15 protein-coding genes are annotated in these 14,357 nt (G+C 56.8%); 2 read left to right on the top strand and 13 right to left on the bottom strand.

The window, feature by feature from the left end:
* Position 1: 1 nt before the first annotated feature.
* The 4 genes from tssE to tssA are packed head-to-tail and all read right to left on the bottom strand — an operon-like array spanning position 2 to position 4,027.
* Positions 2-412 carry a type VI secretion system baseplate subunit TssE gene (tssE, locus tag FBY02_RS10530; protein ID WP_144926946.1) on the bottom strand — a complete coding sequence of 137 codons (411 nt, stop codon included), beginning with the start codon at positions 410-412 and terminating at the stop codon, positions 2-4.
* A gap of 9 nt (positions 413-421) precedes the next feature.
* Entirely contained in the window at positions 422-1,909 is a 1,488-nt protein-coding gene (gene tssC, locus FBY02_RS10525) for a type VI secretion system contractile sheath large subunit (protein ID WP_144926943.1), read from the bottom strand.
* Positions 1,910-1,934: 25 nt separating this feature from the next.
* On the bottom strand, positions 1,935-2,438 hold the full coding sequence (tssB, locus tag FBY02_RS10520; RefSeq protein WP_144926940.1) for a type VI secretion system contractile sheath small subunit: 504 nt from the start codon (positions 2,436-2,438) through the stop codon (positions 1,935-1,937).
* Positions 2,439-2,470: 32 nt separating this feature from the next.
* Positions 2,471-4,027, bottom strand: coding sequence for a type VI secretion system protein TssA (tssA, locus tag FBY02_RS10515; RefSeq protein WP_144926937.1), 1,557 nt, complete (start codon positions 4,025-4,027; stop codon positions 2,471-2,473).
* Between the two features lie 784 nt (positions 4,028-4,811).
* Here tssA and FBY02_RS10510 point away from each other — a divergent pair.
* Positions 4,812-5,174, top strand: a complete 363-nt coding sequence (locus FBY02_RS10510) for a DUF6124 family protein (RefSeq protein ID WP_144926934.1) — start codon at positions 4,812-4,814, stop codon at positions 5,172-5,174.
* A 378-nt stretch (positions 5,175-5,552) separates the two neighbouring features.
* Here the strand turns inward: FBY02_RS10510 and FBY02_RS10505 are convergent, their stop codons facing one another.
* The 3 genes from FBY02_RS10505 to FBY02_RS28105 all read right to left on the bottom strand — a co-directional run bounded on the left by FBY02_RS10505 (position 5,553) and on the right by FBY02_RS28105 (position 8,221).
* Complete coding sequence (locus tag FBY02_RS10505; RefSeq protein ID WP_144926931.1) at positions 5,553-6,518, bottom strand: hypothetical protein; 966 nt, start codon at positions 6,516-6,518, stop codon at positions 5,553-5,555.
* Between the two features lie 3 nt (positions 6,519-6,521).
* Positions 6,522-7,904, bottom strand: a complete 1,383-nt coding sequence (locus FBY02_RS10500) for a hypothetical protein (protein WP_144926928.1) — start codon at positions 7,902-7,904, stop codon at positions 6,522-6,524.
* 65 nt (positions 7,905-7,969) lie between these two features.
* Positions 7,970-8,221 carry a hypothetical protein gene (locus FBY02_RS28105; RefSeq protein ID WP_145244837.1) on the bottom strand — a complete coding sequence of 84 codons (252 nt, stop codon included), beginning with the start codon at positions 8,219-8,221 and terminating at the stop codon, positions 7,970-7,972.
* Positions 8,222-8,480: 259 nt separating this feature from the next.
* Here FBY02_RS28105 and FBY02_RS10495 point away from each other — a divergent pair, with 259 nt between their 5' ends.
* Positions 8,481-8,702 (top strand): hypothetical protein, encoded by a 222-nt coding sequence (locus FBY02_RS10495; protein WP_256662510.1) that lies wholly within the window; start codon positions 8,481-8,483, stop codon positions 8,700-8,702.
* A 114-nt stretch (positions 8,703-8,816) separates the two neighbouring features.
* Here the strand turns inward: FBY02_RS10495 and FBY02_RS10490 are convergent, their stop codons facing one another.
* From FBY02_RS10490 to FBY02_RS10465, 6 genes are all read right to left on the bottom strand, one after another.
* Positions 8,817-9,557, bottom strand: coding sequence for a hypothetical protein (locus FBY02_RS10490; RefSeq protein ID WP_144926926.1), 741 nt, complete (start codon positions 9,555-9,557; stop codon positions 8,817-8,819).
* Between the two features lie 55 nt (positions 9,558-9,612).
* Entirely contained in the window at positions 9,613-9,993 is a 381-nt protein-coding gene (locus FBY02_RS10485; protein WP_024780260.1) for a RidA family protein, read from the bottom strand.
* Between the two features lie 34 nt (positions 9,994-10,027).
* Positions 10,028-12,133 carry a bifunctional GTP diphosphokinase/guanosine-3',5'-bis pyrophosphate 3'-pyrophosphohydrolase gene (spoT, locus tag FBY02_RS10480; protein WP_144926923.1) on the bottom strand — a complete coding sequence of 702 codons (2,106 nt, stop codon included), beginning with the start codon at positions 12,131-12,133 and terminating at the stop codon, positions 10,028-10,030.
* 60 nt (positions 12,134-12,193) lie between these two features.
* Positions 12,194-12,457: a DNA-directed RNA polymerase subunit omega gene (rpoZ, locus tag FBY02_RS10475; RefSeq protein ID WP_003177259.1), complete on the bottom strand. Its 264-nt coding sequence runs from the start codon at positions 12,455-12,457 to the stop codon at positions 12,194-12,196.
* Positions 12,458-12,624: 167 nt separating this feature from the next.
* Complete coding sequence (gene gmk / locus FBY02_RS10470) at positions 12,625-13,245, bottom strand: guanylate kinase (RefSeq protein WP_047702589.1); 621 nt, start codon at positions 13,243-13,245, stop codon at positions 12,625-12,627.
* A 12-nt stretch (positions 13,246-13,257) separates the two neighbouring features.
* Entirely contained in the window at positions 13,258-14,121 is an 864-nt protein-coding gene (locus tag FBY02_RS10465) for a YicC/YloC family endoribonuclease (RefSeq protein ID WP_144926919.1), read from the bottom strand.
* Positions 14,122-14,357 lie beyond the last annotated feature (236 nt).

The following is a 14,357-nucleotide window of genomic DNA, read 5'->3' as shown; positions in this document are numbered from 1 at the left end:
GCTATCCTTGGCTGACCTTGACTTGACCGTTGCCGTCCAGGCAAACGGACAAGTTCATCCGCCGCTTCAGGCCCTGCGCATCGAGCAGGGCATCGATGTTGAAGAACAGGCAAAGCGGATTGGCGTCATTCGGTATCGAGCTGACACGGACGTTGCCGAGCCGTGGCTCGTGGGTCTCAATGAATGTCCTGATCGCGCTGATGGCTTGGCTTCGCGCGTCATGCAGGCTCAGGCGCATGTCGTTGAGGTCGGGCAACCCATAATCGAGTGATATCTGCACACTACCCGCGCGGGTGCCCAGCATCCTGGTCAGATGAGCCGCCACGGAGGCCATGACGCTGGCGTCGCGGCTCAAGCCCGCACGTTCCTCGGTGTCACCGTTCAGGCGTTCGAAAAGACTGCCGTAAGTCATGGGTGGCGTTTATGCCTTGTCCAGTTTGCCAACCAGCGACAAGGTGAAATCAGCGCCCATGTACTTGAAGTGAGGACGCACATTGAGACTGACCCGGTACCAGCCGGGCTCGCCTTCAACATCGCTGACGACGATCCTGGCCGCACGCAGGGGGCGACGGCCACGGACTTCGGCACTTGGATTCTCCTGGTCGGCCACGTATTGGCGGATCCAGTTATTGAGTTCGCGCTCCAGGTCCGTGCGCTCCTTCCATGAGCCCAATTGCTCGCGCTGCAAGACTTTCAAGTAATGAGCCAGGCGATTGACGATCATCATGTACGGCAGCTGAGTACCCAGCTTGTAGTTCAACTCGGCTTCCTTGTCCTCGGCGCTGATGCCAAAAAATTTTGGTTTCTGTACGGAGCTGGCGGAGAAGAACGCGGCGTTGTCGCTGCCTTTGCGCATGGTCAGGGAAATGAACCCCTCTTCGGCCAGCTCGTATTCGCGACGGTCGGAAACCAGCACTTCGGTTGGAATCTTGGTTTCGATCTCGCCCATGCTTTCGAAGTGATGCAACGGCAAGTCTTCGACTGCGCCTCCGCTTTGCGGGCCGACGATGTTCGGGCACCAGCGGAATTTGGCGAAGCTGTCGGTCAGACGTGTACCGAATGCATAGGCCGTGTTACCCCACAGGTAATGCTCGTGGCTGTTGGCAACGGTTTCCTTGTACGCGAACGACTTCACCGGGTTCTCTTCCGGATCGTACGGGGTACGCAGCAGGAAGCGGGGTACGGTCAGGCCGACGTAGCGAGCGTCTTGCGATTGGCGGAAGCTCTGCCATTTGGCGAATTGGGGGCCCTCGAAATGGTCCTTCAGGTCCTTGAGGTCCGGCAGGCCGGTGAAGCTTTCCAGACCGAAGAACTTCGGGCCGGCGGCAGCGATGAACGGCGCATGGGCCATGCAAGCCACGCTGGCGACGTACTGCATCAATTTCACGTCCGGCGAGCTTGGGGACATGAAGTAATTGGCGATGATCGCCCCTACGGGCTGTCCGCCGAACTGACCGTATTCGGCGGTGTAGATATGTTTGTACAGGCCCGATTGCATGACCTCCGGCGAATCTTCGAAGTCATCCAGCAAATCGTCCTTGGAGACGTTGAGCATCTCGATCTTGATGTTTTCGCGGAAGTTGGTCCGGTCAACCAGTAGCTGCAGACCGCGCCACGCCGACTCCAGTGCCTGGAACTTCGGATGATGAAGAATTTCGTCCATCTGGCGGCTGAGCTTGGCGTCGATCTCGGCGATCATGCGGTCGACCATGGCTTTCTTGACGGGCTCGCCGCTGTTCTGTGGTTTGAGCAACTCCTCGATGAAGGCCGACACGCCGCGCTTGGCAATGTCATAGGCTTCATCGTCAGGAGTCAGGCGGGTCTGGGCGATGATGCTTTCGAGAATGCTGTATTCGCCATGGTCATGGTTTTGTTCCTGGCGCTGCTGCAGTGCTGCGTGAGAGCTCATGTTTCGGCTTCCTTGTCTGTTGGGGTCAAGCGTCCGTGGCCGGGGCGTTCAGGCCCAGCTCGTCCAGTACGCGACCACGGGATGCATCGTCGGTCAGTGCGTCTTCGATGGCCTTGCGAAACGCCGGTGTATTACCCAATGGCCCCTTGAGCGCCACCAGGGCATCTCGTAGCGCCATCAGCTTCTTGAGCTCCGGCAGTTGCTCCACCAGGTGGGCGGGGGTGAAGTCCTTCATTGAGTTCAAGCGCAGTTGCACGGCCAGCTCGCCGGCATCGCTTTCCTCCTGAAGACGGTTCGGTACGCTCAAGGCCAAGCTCAGCTCTTGCTTGGCCAGGACTTCGTCGAAGGTCATCTTGTCGATGCTGATCGGCTTGCGATCCTCGATCTTGCGATCGTCCTTGCGGTGGGTGTAGTCACCGATTGCCAGCAGCTTGAGCGGCAGTTCGATTTCTTCCTGGGCGCCGCCAGTGGCTGGCTTGAAGGTGACGTTGATGCGTTCCTTGGGGGCGACCGAGCCTTCTTTGGCCATGATTTCTCTCCTTACAATGGGGACCCGGAGGCCTATTCAATGACCCGTTCCAGATCGAGGTGACACAACCTGCGGAATGTCTCTTCCTTGCGCTCACGCACGGAATGGTTCTGCGGCAACAACTCGCAGCAGTGATGCAGCAGGTGCAATACCTGCAACGCCAGTTCAGGCTCCCACGCACTCAGCTCCGGGTTCTGCAGCCTTTGATCGAGGGCTTCGAGCTGGACCTTGGCGAGCTCATATTTCTTGGCCGAAAAGCACAGCCGGGCCATTGCGAACCGCCAGAGAAACCGTTCGCGAGCACCGTTGGCGGCCTGCATGCCCTGCCGGAGCGACTGCACGGCGGTCTTGAGCCCCTCCCTGAGCACAATCGCCTGAGCCTCTTCCAGAGCCAGCTCCCATGGCGCCTGCTTGTCGGTTATATCGACGGTGGGCGAGGCGCCGGGACATTGCAGATGGGGCATGACCTGGGCCGCGATCCAGGTCCGGGTGGCTGGATCGGCGAACGGCACGCCGTCATGCCAGCGCAGTTCGAGAATGCCCGGCAGGCGCTGGATGAACAGCGCGAAATGGATCTCCAGTTCACGCATGGCCAGCTCAGCACCGAGGCCTTGCAGGCATTCCCAGGCGAGCCTCTGGCCGTCGAGCCAGAACGGCGCTTTCGCCAGACTGGCCTCGATCTCCACCAGCAGATCCGCATAACTGCCCCGTTGCAGGCTGTCTTGATAACCCTTGAGTTTGTCCGGCGGCAGCCCGCGCAACAGGGTGAGCTGTTCGGCGTTGTGTTCGGGTATTGCATCGATGGCCAGCCAGGGCAAAACGCGGTTCAGGCGCAAGGCTCGAACATCGGTAACTTTTTGTTTGAGCCACCAGGCGCACAGCGAGCGAGCACCTTCCTGTTGGGCCCGCAGCGCCTTGTGGGCTTCTTTTTCGGTTTCGATATGAGCGCCGGGACTGAACAGTTGGGTGGCAGCTTGCTTCACCTGGGCCACCACCGTTTCGATGGCGGCGGGTGTTGACGAATGCTCGGTAACGCGCCGGATCATATTGTCGAGCCGACGGCTCAACGGCAGTATCAGAGGGGCTTCATTCCCGAGGTGAGCCGTGCACACGGTCTCAATGCCCTCCAGTTGTTCCAGCATTTGGTGGAACAACAGCAGTTGCTCTTTGATCGCAACATGGTCGCCCAGCGCCTGTTCCAGGCGAGGTAACAGCCAACTGAAACTGGCTGCACGGGTTCTTGCCTTGGCGGGATGGATCTCGGCCCAATGGTGCTTACACAGGTAATGCAGGAGGCAGAGGCCGGCCAACAGGCCCTGAAAAGATTCACGCTGGTACAACGCCCATGTCAGCCAAGCCGCCACGCGCAAGTCTTTGGACTGGGTGCGCAATATGACTTCACTTTGTTCAAGAATCTTCAGCCAATCGACCTGACCGCACGCATGGATGGATTGGGCTTTCCCCAGTTCACATTCCAACGCTTCGAATTCATTTGAAAAGCGCACATCCGCGCCCGCGAAGCTGTCCTGGGAAACAGGTGTCTTGACGAGATCCAGGTAATGGGCGGACAGTTTGTTTGCGTAGGTCAATCCATGGCCTTTTGGGTAGTACGGTTCTTGGAACTTTCGGCGGTCAGCAAATGGCCACAAACTTCAATACATATTTTCAGTGCTTTATGTGGGAAGTTTCGCGCCGAATAACCGAGTGCTTTGAACTGCAGCCTATTCCAATGTGGGGGGGCTGCGATTCGGTGCGAAGAATGCCAAAAATATAAAATCGGGGATGTAGGATTATTCTGTAAAAGAGTTCATCAAAAGGTACTTTGAAGTGTGGGCTAACTTTCCGTTAACTATTGAGTGGGTTGTCGAGAGGTCATAATTTCTTACAGACGGGGTGCTGCACCCACTTGCTTATGAAGATGAGGGCGCTTCTCAGTGGTTAATGAGCTGATTGGGCTGCCGTCTTCGAAGCGCAATTTCCCCACACCACTCCCACAAGGGATCCAAGGCGGCCGCAAAGCCTAGGAAATCCGGGCGCGGCTCAAATATTGACCGTCGCGCTTCTGCCACCCCACACATCCTTGCGCCTTTGCCTACAACTACGCCAGAATCCGCCCGCTTGTGCGCCTTGTCCTCGGGCTCTATCGTTTTCCTGCCACTGCCCATCAGTGGTCGGGTTTAGTAGCCCGGTAATACACATGGCTGCATGAGCCTCATCAATCAGGCGTTCGCCTGCATTCGATGGTGGCTGTGCGCATGGCGCCTTCGGGCGCGCCGGGCTTTGTGTATTTCACCGGTCTACTAACTTGCGCACAGCTGCCGCCTTTTCGTTTAGTAGCGAGACGGTTGCGGCCCTACTAATGGAAATATACGAATGTTCAAAATAACTCCGAATCCTCCAGAAGCAGACCCAACCTCCCCCTACACCGACGGCATCAACGCCCAAAAACTCGACGCTGCCGCCAAACGTGCCCTAGATTTCTACCTATTACCCAAACAGACGAAGCCCAAAGCTGACACTCAACCGGGCCAGCTATTCACTGTTGTAGAAGAAGTCGACAACGAATGTCTGCTCGCTAACCTCAGCGAAACCCTGGCTTCGGCTGATGCCATGGTCAGTGATCTGGCATTTGAGCTGGACGGCTCACGTCGTCACGTCGCCCTCGGCATTCAGCAACTGATCGAATTGAGTTCGCTGCTGGCGAACCGGGCGCTGGATAATGTTGAGCCGCGATAGAGGTTAGCTTCTAAATAAAGAGCCCGGCGCATTGCGTCGGGTTCACATAATCCACAGCTGTATTATTGTTGAATTTCTGGTTCATACAGACGTTCTTCAGCGACTGCTATCGGCCGATTCTGTTGAAGAAGTCGGCTCTTCCAGACTGACCGCATAGCGATCGCTGAAACCGCCTTTTGAATGCTGCTGCGCGAATGTGAGCTCGGAATCCTCTGCTCAATGTAAAGATTTCAATCTCAAGCGCACTTTTCTTCCGTGGAAACCAGGGTCAACTTTTTCAACAGAATCGGCCATTTGCAGTCGTTAGCGAACGGCTGCAATGGGTACAGCCTGTGTAAAAACGCATATTCCGTCTTGAAGTCTGCTTTTAGATATGAACTACTTTTTCGAAGCCACTTGAGCCGCCTCAATCTCCTTCAGCTTTTCATCCAGCAAGGCCTGCAGCTCCTTGTCCTTGTTCGCAAGCTCCCGCATGAGTTTGGCGGTCGGCATCTTGTCCGGCCCTTCAATGACCTTGACCGTGGCCACCGTCGTCGGTGCACTCCCCTTCTGGTCGGTGATCGAGTAGCGCTGCTGTAGAATCTCTGATTTGTAGGCAGCACCGCTGTCGAATCCATCAAGCGCAATTGCGCCGGTCGCCTGCCCCAGGGAGTACTCGACAGTCAACTTCCGGCTGACCTTGCTGGAAGTCATCATGTGCAGTGGATTGGGATACAGCAGGTAGGTCGGAGAAGCTGTGTAGTACCACTTGCCGTCGCTGGTCTTGGTCGGAACGACCTTGATCTCTAATAAGAATGTAGGATCTTTCTGGATGCCTGTGAATGGCCCTATTACATCGCCAACTCCAGGGATATTTTGGGTGTATTCGGCCATTTCTTTCGTGAAAGATGGATTTGACAAGCTGGGAACTTGAGATTGACGGAAGCGCTCCAGAACCTTCCCATCAGGCATATCACCGAACTCTCCTGCAATGACGAGCAAGCAAAGCTCTGCGTTATTGGCGTCGTCGGAAGGCCAAACTGGCAGAATCGCTTTGCTGTTAAGATTCACGTCAGACTCGAGGTACTGCGCACGGTTTTCGAGCTCGCTTTTGCCATAAGCGATCAGCTCCTTGCCTATGTAACCTACGCCGGCAAGCACTAATGCAGGGATGGTTTCTGCATTGTGCTGAAGGAGACAGCTCTGGTTTTTAGGCACGAATTTCTTAAAAAGCCTGGTTTCTTTAACGGCGTGATTCTTGCTCAGATTTTCATATGTGATATTTCCGACGCGGAAGCTCGAACTATCAGGTGTTGAACAAGCAGTCAGAGTGACAAGTGAAGTCAGCACTATTGATTTTTTCATTATTCATCCTTTGAAATATCGAGAAGAAACCGCATAGTTAGCACCGTCTTTTTTGCAGCTTACATTTCCAATTTTCTCGCCAGAGTGAACCCCAATCAGGGTCAGTTTTTTATCTTTGCCAAGGACATAAACAGGCGCCCCTGAAAAACCGGTTAATGTACTGCAAGCATGACTGAAGCATCCCTCTTCAACATCGCTATATCTGCAGTATGATTTCCCTACTGGAGACCAAAGCAACTGATCTTTCAAGATAACCAGTCCGTCCGCAAGAATTGGGCTATCTATTTCTATGCCAGGAACAAATAATTCTGTTTTTGGGGTTATGTCAGCTAGATTTCCATGTGCATTGAATTGCGAGGTGTCTTGGTTAAATGTTTTGGCGCTTATGTAGGCAACATCACAGTTTGGATGGTCTGTACAGAGAGTGACGTTTCCCGAGCTTCCTTTCTGGATTTTAGTTTTAGATGAATCAGAAACAATGTAGAGGTTGCTGTCGGAAATGCAGTGGGCTGCGGTAATCCAAACGTCTTTGCTGTAGTACGAGGCCATACACTTATGGAGTCCACTCTCGTCTACAAGCGAGGTCACCAAATTCAAACCATAATAGATACCCCAGTCCGAGAAAGATGAGTACCCCATTTTGGCGAACCTGGTGGTCTCAAATTTCTCAAAGCAAGACATTACGTTCTGGCGCAAAGCCGACCCAGGTGGACCGCCTACATTTTTATTACCACGACACTTTTCGGATTGATCGCCCCAAATATTCAGCTCTAATGCTGTGGGTTTATAATCTGTTTGGGATTCACTGTTTGTAAGAATGCGACCAAAGATTGACGACGTATTTCCGCTGTCCCTCGTGTTTTTTTTGGCATCGTCCATCCATGAGTTCCCAAAGGATATTTGTTTCTCAACCAATTCATAGTCGTGGAATTTTTTGATTAGATAGTCTCTGCTCTTATCCATCCAGCTTTTTTTGAGAATTTCCTTACTTTGCTGATCTAGTGAGATTAATTCTGGCGAAACAATATCTGCCGCCGCGTTATAAATGAAATACTCCTGTGCGGGTGTCGTTTCTAGGGTTTCTCGGGTGAGATATGACCTAAAAGAGTTAATGTCCGGGAAGTATTTGCTACCTATGGTTTGATTAAATCGCTCAGCAGCAAGTTGCTTTCTTCTTATGCGCTCAGCATCGCCAGATAAACTTGGCATCGAAACAATGTGCTCAAGGCTCTGACCTTCGATCTCCTTTTGAAGGTTAATTACATTGGCCGACAACACATTTTTCGCTTGGACGCCGTAACTGGCACCAGGGTCAGCTACAGCTGAAGTGCTGTTAAGCAAAATAGCCGCAGCTAGAATGGGTAAAGCGACGAATGAGTCCTTCATTGAGATGTCTCTCCATGACTGCTCATTAATACATAGACCGTTGATCGCGTGCTGTCAAACCGCCATCAGACTAAAGATCGCAGAAAGCCCTGAGGGCGGAACAAAAATTGCCGCAGTGCAATGGCTCTGCTGACCATGATCAAGGCAGAGGTATCACGGTGGATACAGCTTGCAGGGTTGATGATGACATAACTCGTAGAGGGGGGCGCTGACTTGCCGTGCTCTGTGGCAGTACCGCACAGTCCCAAATTGTCGAATTCAATTCCATCGATGGGTTCATCGGTGCAACGCAATCCAACGGTTAAAACTCTCTTCATTTTTCGCTCTCCAGTGGCAAAAGCGAGTAATCAAGCGTCCAATGTTGAGCGATAGCTACCTACCTTGGATGACCGCTTTGGGTTGATAGCACCCTTCGCGAAGGACTACTTCGGTCGAATCCGTTCGACCATCTCTGGTTTCCTGGTTATTCCAGTTAGTCGGGGTTGACGAAAGTGACAACGTTGACCGAGATTGATCAACAGCTCAGTACAGTTCGCAGGTAATTTTTAGAATCTGCTCGGCGGTCCTGGGCTTTTTTTGCCTGAAGGAAAAGGACAAGAGCGGTCGCTGGGGGCTCAACGATCCCCCTCTATTGACCTGCGCGCGGGCAGGAAAGGCTGGGAAGAGATTACGAATGGCGACTTCCATTTTGATATCGATCAAAAAGCTGTCGACATCAAGCTGGGTATGGACATCACTACCCTTGCGCTGAACAAGTTAGCCGATGTCATTGTGTTGGGCGTACCTCTTACGAATTAGATATGTAGCATTCCGAGGCATGTGCAGAGAGGGCAAATTTGTGAGCACTTAGATTGCTCGTCGTGATAGGGGGCCCGCCGCTGGCGCGGTCGGGCTAGTGCAGGGGGGAGCCGCTTACTGCTTTTCCAGCACCCACTGCCGAGGCCCCGCCGTATACGACGGAATCTCATCCGCCAACGACGCATTCACAGTCTGGAAGATTTCCAGTCGCTTCCCATCGCGAGCAAAGATCCAGGTATTCCCAACACCGTTCTTTTGCAGCCAGATGGTGTCGTTGCCGTTGCTCATGGTGGCGCAGTCGCCTGCCAGGCACAGGGCGTAGCGGTCGGCGCCCGGTAGGCCGCTGACTTGGCCGTCGGGTTGGAACTGGACGGTGGCGCCTTGGCCGGGGCCGTTGACGATGTTCCAGGTGCCGTCCAGGTAAGCGGCGTATAGGGCCCGCTCGAAGCTCGCGCCGATGGGGGCGCCTTCTGGAACCTGGATTTGTGCGCGGTTGAATACCTGCTGCGGCTCGTTCTCGGTGGCGATCTGGCTCAGTTGGTCGCCGTCACGCTGGAGTTCGCTGGCGGCGCTGCCGTAGATGTCGACTTTCCACAGGCCGTCTTCTCCGGCCAGCAACTTGCCGTCGACGTTTTCAAAGCCATTGGTGTAGCGCGCCTGACCGGCCCGGGTGTTGATGTCCCATTCCAGGTTGGGGCCATAGGCCTGCAGCGCTTCGCGCAGGGGACCACCCTTGGCGGCAGCGTCGATGGCGGCCTGGTTGATCCAGGTGCCGCTGATGTCACGGTCGGCAGGGTCGCTGGCGCAGCCGGCCAGGAGGAGGGCGAGCAGCGGGAGAGCAAGCGCTTTGCGCATGGTGGAATCCTTTCAAAACGAAAACGGCGCAGCGGGGGATGCTGCGCCGGCCTTGTTACTCGATGACCAGGATGGCATCCATCTCGACCTGCGCGCCCTTTGGCAGGGCTGCTACGCCGATGGCGGCGCGGGCAGGGTAGGGCTGTTCGAAGTACTTGCCCATGATCTCGTTGACCTTGGCGAAGTGGCTCAGGTCGGTGAGGAAGATGTTGAGCTTGACGATGTCCTTGAACGATCCGCCGGCGGCTTCGGCTACTGCTTTAAGGTTTTCGAAGACCTGTACGGTCTGGGCTTCGAAGCCTTCCACCAGCTCCATGGTTTTCGGGTCCAGGGGGATCTGGCCCGACATGTACACGGTGTTGCCCGCCTTGATCGCCTGGGAATAAGTGCCGATGGCGGCCGGGGCCTTGTCGCTGGTGATGACGGTTTTGGTCATGTATGACTCCTTGTAATGGCTGGGCTATTGGGGGTTATGCGCGCATGCGGGTGATGCGGATAACGCCGGTCAGGGCTCGCAGTTTCTTGATCACGCGGGCCAGGTGTACGCGGTCGTGCACGCTGACCACCAGTTGGACGACGCTGATGCGGCCGTCGCGCTCGTCCATGCTGATTTTCTCGATGTTGCCGTCGGCGGCGTTGACGCTGCTGGCCAGCAGGGCGATCAGGCCACGCTGGTGTTCCAGCTCGACCCGCAGCTCGACGTTGAATTCGCCGGTGACATCCTTGGCCCAGGAGAGCTGGATGCATTTTTCCGGGTTGTGGCGGATTTCGCTGATGTTGCGGCAGTTGTCCAGGTGCACCACCATCCCCTTGCCGGCGGACAGGTGGCCGACAATCGGGTCGCCCGGGATCGGCGTGCAGCACTTGGCGTAGCTGAGTACCAGGCCTTCGGTTCCGCGGATCGCCAGCGGGCCTTCGGGGCTTGGCAGTTGTTCGCCTTCGCCCAGCAGGCGGCGGGCGACGACGTAGGCCATGCGGTTGCCCAGGCCGATGTCTTCGAGCAGGTCTTCCACCAGTTCGAGACGGTATTCCTGGAGCATCGTCTGCACGCGTTCGGTCGGGACTTTTTCCAGCGAGCTGTCGAAGCCGTTCAGCACCTTGTTCAGCAGGCGTTCGCCGAGGCTGATGGATTCGGAACGGCGTTGCAGTTTAAGGGCGTGGCGGATGTGGGTTCGGGCTTTGCCGGTGACCACGAAGTTGAGCCACGCCGGGTTCGGCCGCGCACCGGGGGCGCTGACGATTTCCACCGTGGAGCCGCTTTGCAGCGGTTCGGACAGCGGCGCCAGGCGACGGTTGATCCGGCAGGCGATGCAGCTGTTGCCGACGTCGGTGTGCACCGCATAGGCGAAGTCCACCGCCGTGGAGCCTTTGGGCAGCTCCATGATCCGGCCCTTGGGCGTGAAGACGTAGACCTCGTCCGGGAACAGGTCGATCTTGACGCTTTCAATGAATTCCAGGGAGTTGCCGGCTCGCTGCTGCATTTCGAGCACGCCCTTGACCCACTGTCGGGCCCGGGCATGGGTGCTCTTGGGTTGTTCGTCACCGCTGGATTTGTACAGCCAGTGGGCGGCGATGCCGTTGTTGGCCATCTCTTCCATTTCACGGGTGCGGATCTGGATCTCGATGGGTACCCCGTGCATGCCGAACAGCGTGGTGTGCAGCGATTGGTAGCCGTTGGCCTTGGGGATCGCGATGTAGTCCTTGAAACGCCCCGGCAACGGTTTGTACAAATTATGCACAGCACCCAGCACGCGGTAGCAGGTGTCGACCTTGTCGACGATGATCCGGAACGCGTAGACGTCCATGATCTCGTTGAAGGCCCGGCGCTTGCCGCGCATTTTTTTGTAGATGCCGTAGAGGTGTTTCTGCCGCCCGCTGACTTCGCCTTCGATGCCGTCGATGGCCAGGCAGTGGCTCAACGACTCTTCGATCTTGTTGACGATTTCCTTGCGGTTGCCCCGGGCGCGCTTGACGGCCTGGTTGATGCGCGCCGAACGCATCGGGTGCATGGCCTTGAAGCCGAGGTCTTCGAATTCGATGCGGATCGCATGCATGCCCAGGCGATTGGCAATGGGTGCGTAGATTTCCAGGGTTTCCTTGGCGATGCGCCGGCGTTTTTCACCGGACAGCACTTCCAGGGTGCGCATGTTGTGCAGGCGGTCGGCAAGCTTGACCAGGATCACGCGAATGTCCCGGGCCATGGCCATGGCCATTTTCTGGAAGTTTTCGGCCTGGGCCTCAGCCTTGGTCTCGAAGTTCATCTGGGTCAGTTTGCTGACCCCGTCGACCAGTTCGGCCACGGTTTCGCCAAACTGCGCTTGCAGCGCTTCCTTGGCAATGCCGGTGTCTTCGATCACGTCATGGAGCATGGCGGCCATCAGGCTCTGATGGTCCATGTGCATGTCGGCAAGGATGCCCGCCACCGCGAGCGGGTGCGTGACGTACGCTTCGCCACTGCGGCGGCGTTGGCCGTCGTGGGCTTGTTCGGCGTAGAAGTAGGCTCGGCGGACCAGGTTGACCTGATCCGTACCGAGGTAGGCCGATAAGCGATCGGCGAGGGCGTCTATGCTCGGCATGATGATGACTCCTGCCGTTTGCTGTGACCCCGCGCCGTGCTACGTCGACCAGGCATAGATTTAGACCGCCTCGTTGGACTCGTCCTCGAACGCCGCGAACAGCGGTTCGTCTTCAACGATTTCAGCGTTGGCGATGAACTCGTAGCTCATCAGGCCTTCGGCGATTTCACGCAGCGCTACCACGGTAGGCTTGTCGTTTTCCCACTGGACCAATGGCTCTTTGCCGCCGGTGGCCAGTTGACGGGCACGCTTGGTAGAGAGCATGACCAGCTCAAAGCGGTTTTCCACGTGTTCTAGGCAGTCTTCAACGGTTACGCGGGCCATGGTATTCCTCGGAGCGAATGCAATATGCGCGCTGCCCGGTTGGGCGAGCGGACTCGACAGTTTAAAAAAACACCAGCGTTTAGGGAAGCGCTGATTTTTTGACCAAGCCCCTCGGCGCGCTGCAAGTGCCAATGTAAAGCTGTTGCAGCGGTTTTGGGAAGGGCCGGTCAGCCCAGCAGTTCGGCCAATAATTTACCGAAACGTTGCTGCTGGCGTTTCTGTTGCAGCTGATTGGCGCGGAAAACCGCCTTCAGGTCGTCCAGCGCCTGGGCGAAATCGTCGTTGATGATCAGGTAGTCGTAGTCCACGTAGTGGCTCATTTCGCTGACCGCTTCGCGCATCCGGCCTTCGATGATCTCGTCGCTGTCCTGGCCACGGTTGGTCAGGCGCTGGCGCAAGGCTTGCTGGCTGGGTGGCAGGATGAAGATCGAACGGGCCTGGGGCATCAGCTTGCGCACTTGTTCGGCGCCTTGCCAGTCGATTTCCAGGATCAGGTCGTGGCCTTCGTCCAGGGTCTGCTGCAAGTAGCTCTGCGAGGTGCCGTAGAGGTTGCCGAAGACTTCGGCGCGCTCCAGGAAGTCGCCGTGCTCGGCCATCCTCACGAATTCTTCGCGGTCGACGAAGTGGTAGTTCACGCCGTTCACTTCACCCGGGCGCATGGCGCGGGTGGTGTGGGAAACCGAGACGCGGATCTGCGGCTCGGCGTCGATCAGGGCCTTGACCAGGCTGGTCTTGCCGGCGCCCGAGGGCGCGGAAATGATGTAGAGAGTGCCGGTGCTGTGGGTCATGTCGGGTTAGCCTTACTCAATGTTCTGCACTTGTTCGCGCATTTGCTCGATCAACACCTTGAGGTTGACCGCAGCCTGGGTGCTGCGCGGGTCGAAGGCTTTGGAGCCCAGTGTATTAGCTTCGCGGTTGAGCTCTTGCATCAGGAAGTCGAGGCGGCGACCGGCCGCACCGCCGGACTTGAGCACCCGGCGGACTTCGATGATGTGGGTGCTCAGGCGATCCAGTTCTTCGGCCACGTCGCTTTTCTGCGCGAGCATGACCATTTCCTGTTCCAGGCGCTGCGGATCCAGCTCGGCCTTCATGTCGGCAAAGCGGTCCAGGACTTTCTGGCGCTGGGTGGCGAGCATTTGCGGAACCAGTTCGCGCAGGGTCGTCACGTCTTCTTCTATGGACGTCAGCCGCTCATTGATCAGTCGGGCCAGTTCCGCGCCTTCGCGCTCACGGCCGGCCTTGAGTTCCTTGAGCCCCTGGTTGAAGAGCGCCAGCGCCTCGGCATTCAGTGCCTGGGGATCGCTGGCATCGCCCACCAGCACGCCAGGCCAGGCGAGGACTTCCAGCGGGTTCAGGGCGGCGGGGTTTTTGATCAGGCTGGCGACGGTTTCGGCAGCGGCTACCAGTTGGGCGGCGCGTTCGCGGTCCACTTGCAATGGCTTGCCGGTGTTTTCTTCGGTGAAACGCAGGGTGCACTCCAGCTTGCCTCGGGACAGGCCTTGGCGCAGAGCTTCGCGTACGCCGCCTTCCAGGTCGCGGAAGGATTCGGGCAGGCGCAGGTGCGGCTCCAGGTAACGGCTGTTGACCGAGCGCAGTTCCCAGCTCAGCGTGCCTTGGGCGCCGGCCTTTTCGACGCGGGCGAAGGCGGTCATGCTGTGCACCATGGGAGGTTCCTCGCAATGCAGGACGGGCACGACCGGGGTCGTGGCGCCTGGAGTCTGTGGATAAAAAGTCGACGGGCAGCAAAGGCGCAGGATTGTAGCGCAGTGAGGCGCATGCCCCCAAACCGTGCCTGTGACAAAGCGCTGCAGCCCGTCGGGCGGGTCTTTGAGGCGGCGGTTTTTAGAACGGCGCGGCGTTTTAAACTGCCCTAGGACGATTCGCGGCTTTATAATGCCGG

The organism is Pseudomonas sp. SJZ078, from assembly GCF_007828255.1.
GTDB lineage: Bacteria > Pseudomonadota > Gammaproteobacteria > Pseudomonadales > Pseudomonadaceae > Aquipseudomonas.
Note: the sequence above shows the minus strand (reverse complement) of the source record. Positions and strands in the feature narration are given on the sequence as shown.

Coding starts and splice junctions, on each gene's coding strand:
- FBY02_RS10510 (WP_144926934.1), top strand. CDS start 4,812: ATGTTCAAAATAACTCCGAATCCTCCAGAAGCAGACCCAACCTCCCCC.
- FBY02_RS10500 (WP_144926928.1), bottom strand. CDS start 7,904: ATGAAGGACTCATTCGTCGCTTTACCCATTCTAGCTGCGGCTATTTTG.
- tssE (WP_144926946.1), bottom strand. CDS start 412: ATGACTTACGGCAGTCTTTTCGAACGCCTGAACGGTGACACCGAGGAA.
- tssC (WP_144926943.1), bottom strand. CDS start 1,909: ATGAGCTCTCACGCAGCACTGCAGCAGCGCCAGGAACAAAACCATGAC.
- FBY02_RS10485 (WP_024780260.1), bottom strand. CDS start 9,993: ATGACCAAAACCGTCATCACCAGCGACAAGGCCCCGGCCGCCATCGGC.
- tssB (WP_144926940.1), bottom strand. CDS start 2,438: ATGGCCAAAGAAGGCTCGGTCGCCCCCAAGGAACGCATCAACGTCACC.
- spoT (WP_144926923.1), bottom strand. CDS start 12,133: ATGCCGAGCATAGACGCCCTCGCCGATCGCTTATCGGCCTACCTCGGT.
- FBY02_RS10465 (WP_144926919.1), bottom strand. CDS start 14,121: ATGGTGCACAGCATGACCGCCTTCGCCCGCGTCGAAAAGGCCGGCGCC.
- FBY02_RS28105 (WP_145244837.1), bottom strand. CDS start 8,221: ATGAAGAGAGTTTTAACCGTTGGATTGCGTTGCACCGATGAACCCATC.
- FBY02_RS10505 (WP_144926931.1), bottom strand. CDS start 6,518: ATGAAAAAATCAATAGTGCTGACTTCACTTGTCACTCTGACTGCTTGT.
- FBY02_RS10490 (WP_144926926.1), bottom strand. CDS start 9,557: ATGCGCAAAGCGCTTGCTCTCCCGCTGCTCGCCCTCCTCCTGGCCGGC.
- gmk (WP_047702589.1), bottom strand. CDS start 13,245: ATGACCCACAGCACCGGCACTCTCTACATCATTTCCGCGCCCTCGGGC.
- rpoZ (WP_003177259.1), bottom strand. CDS start 12,457: ATGGCCCGCGTAACCGTTGAAGACTGCCTAGAACACGTGGAAAACCGC.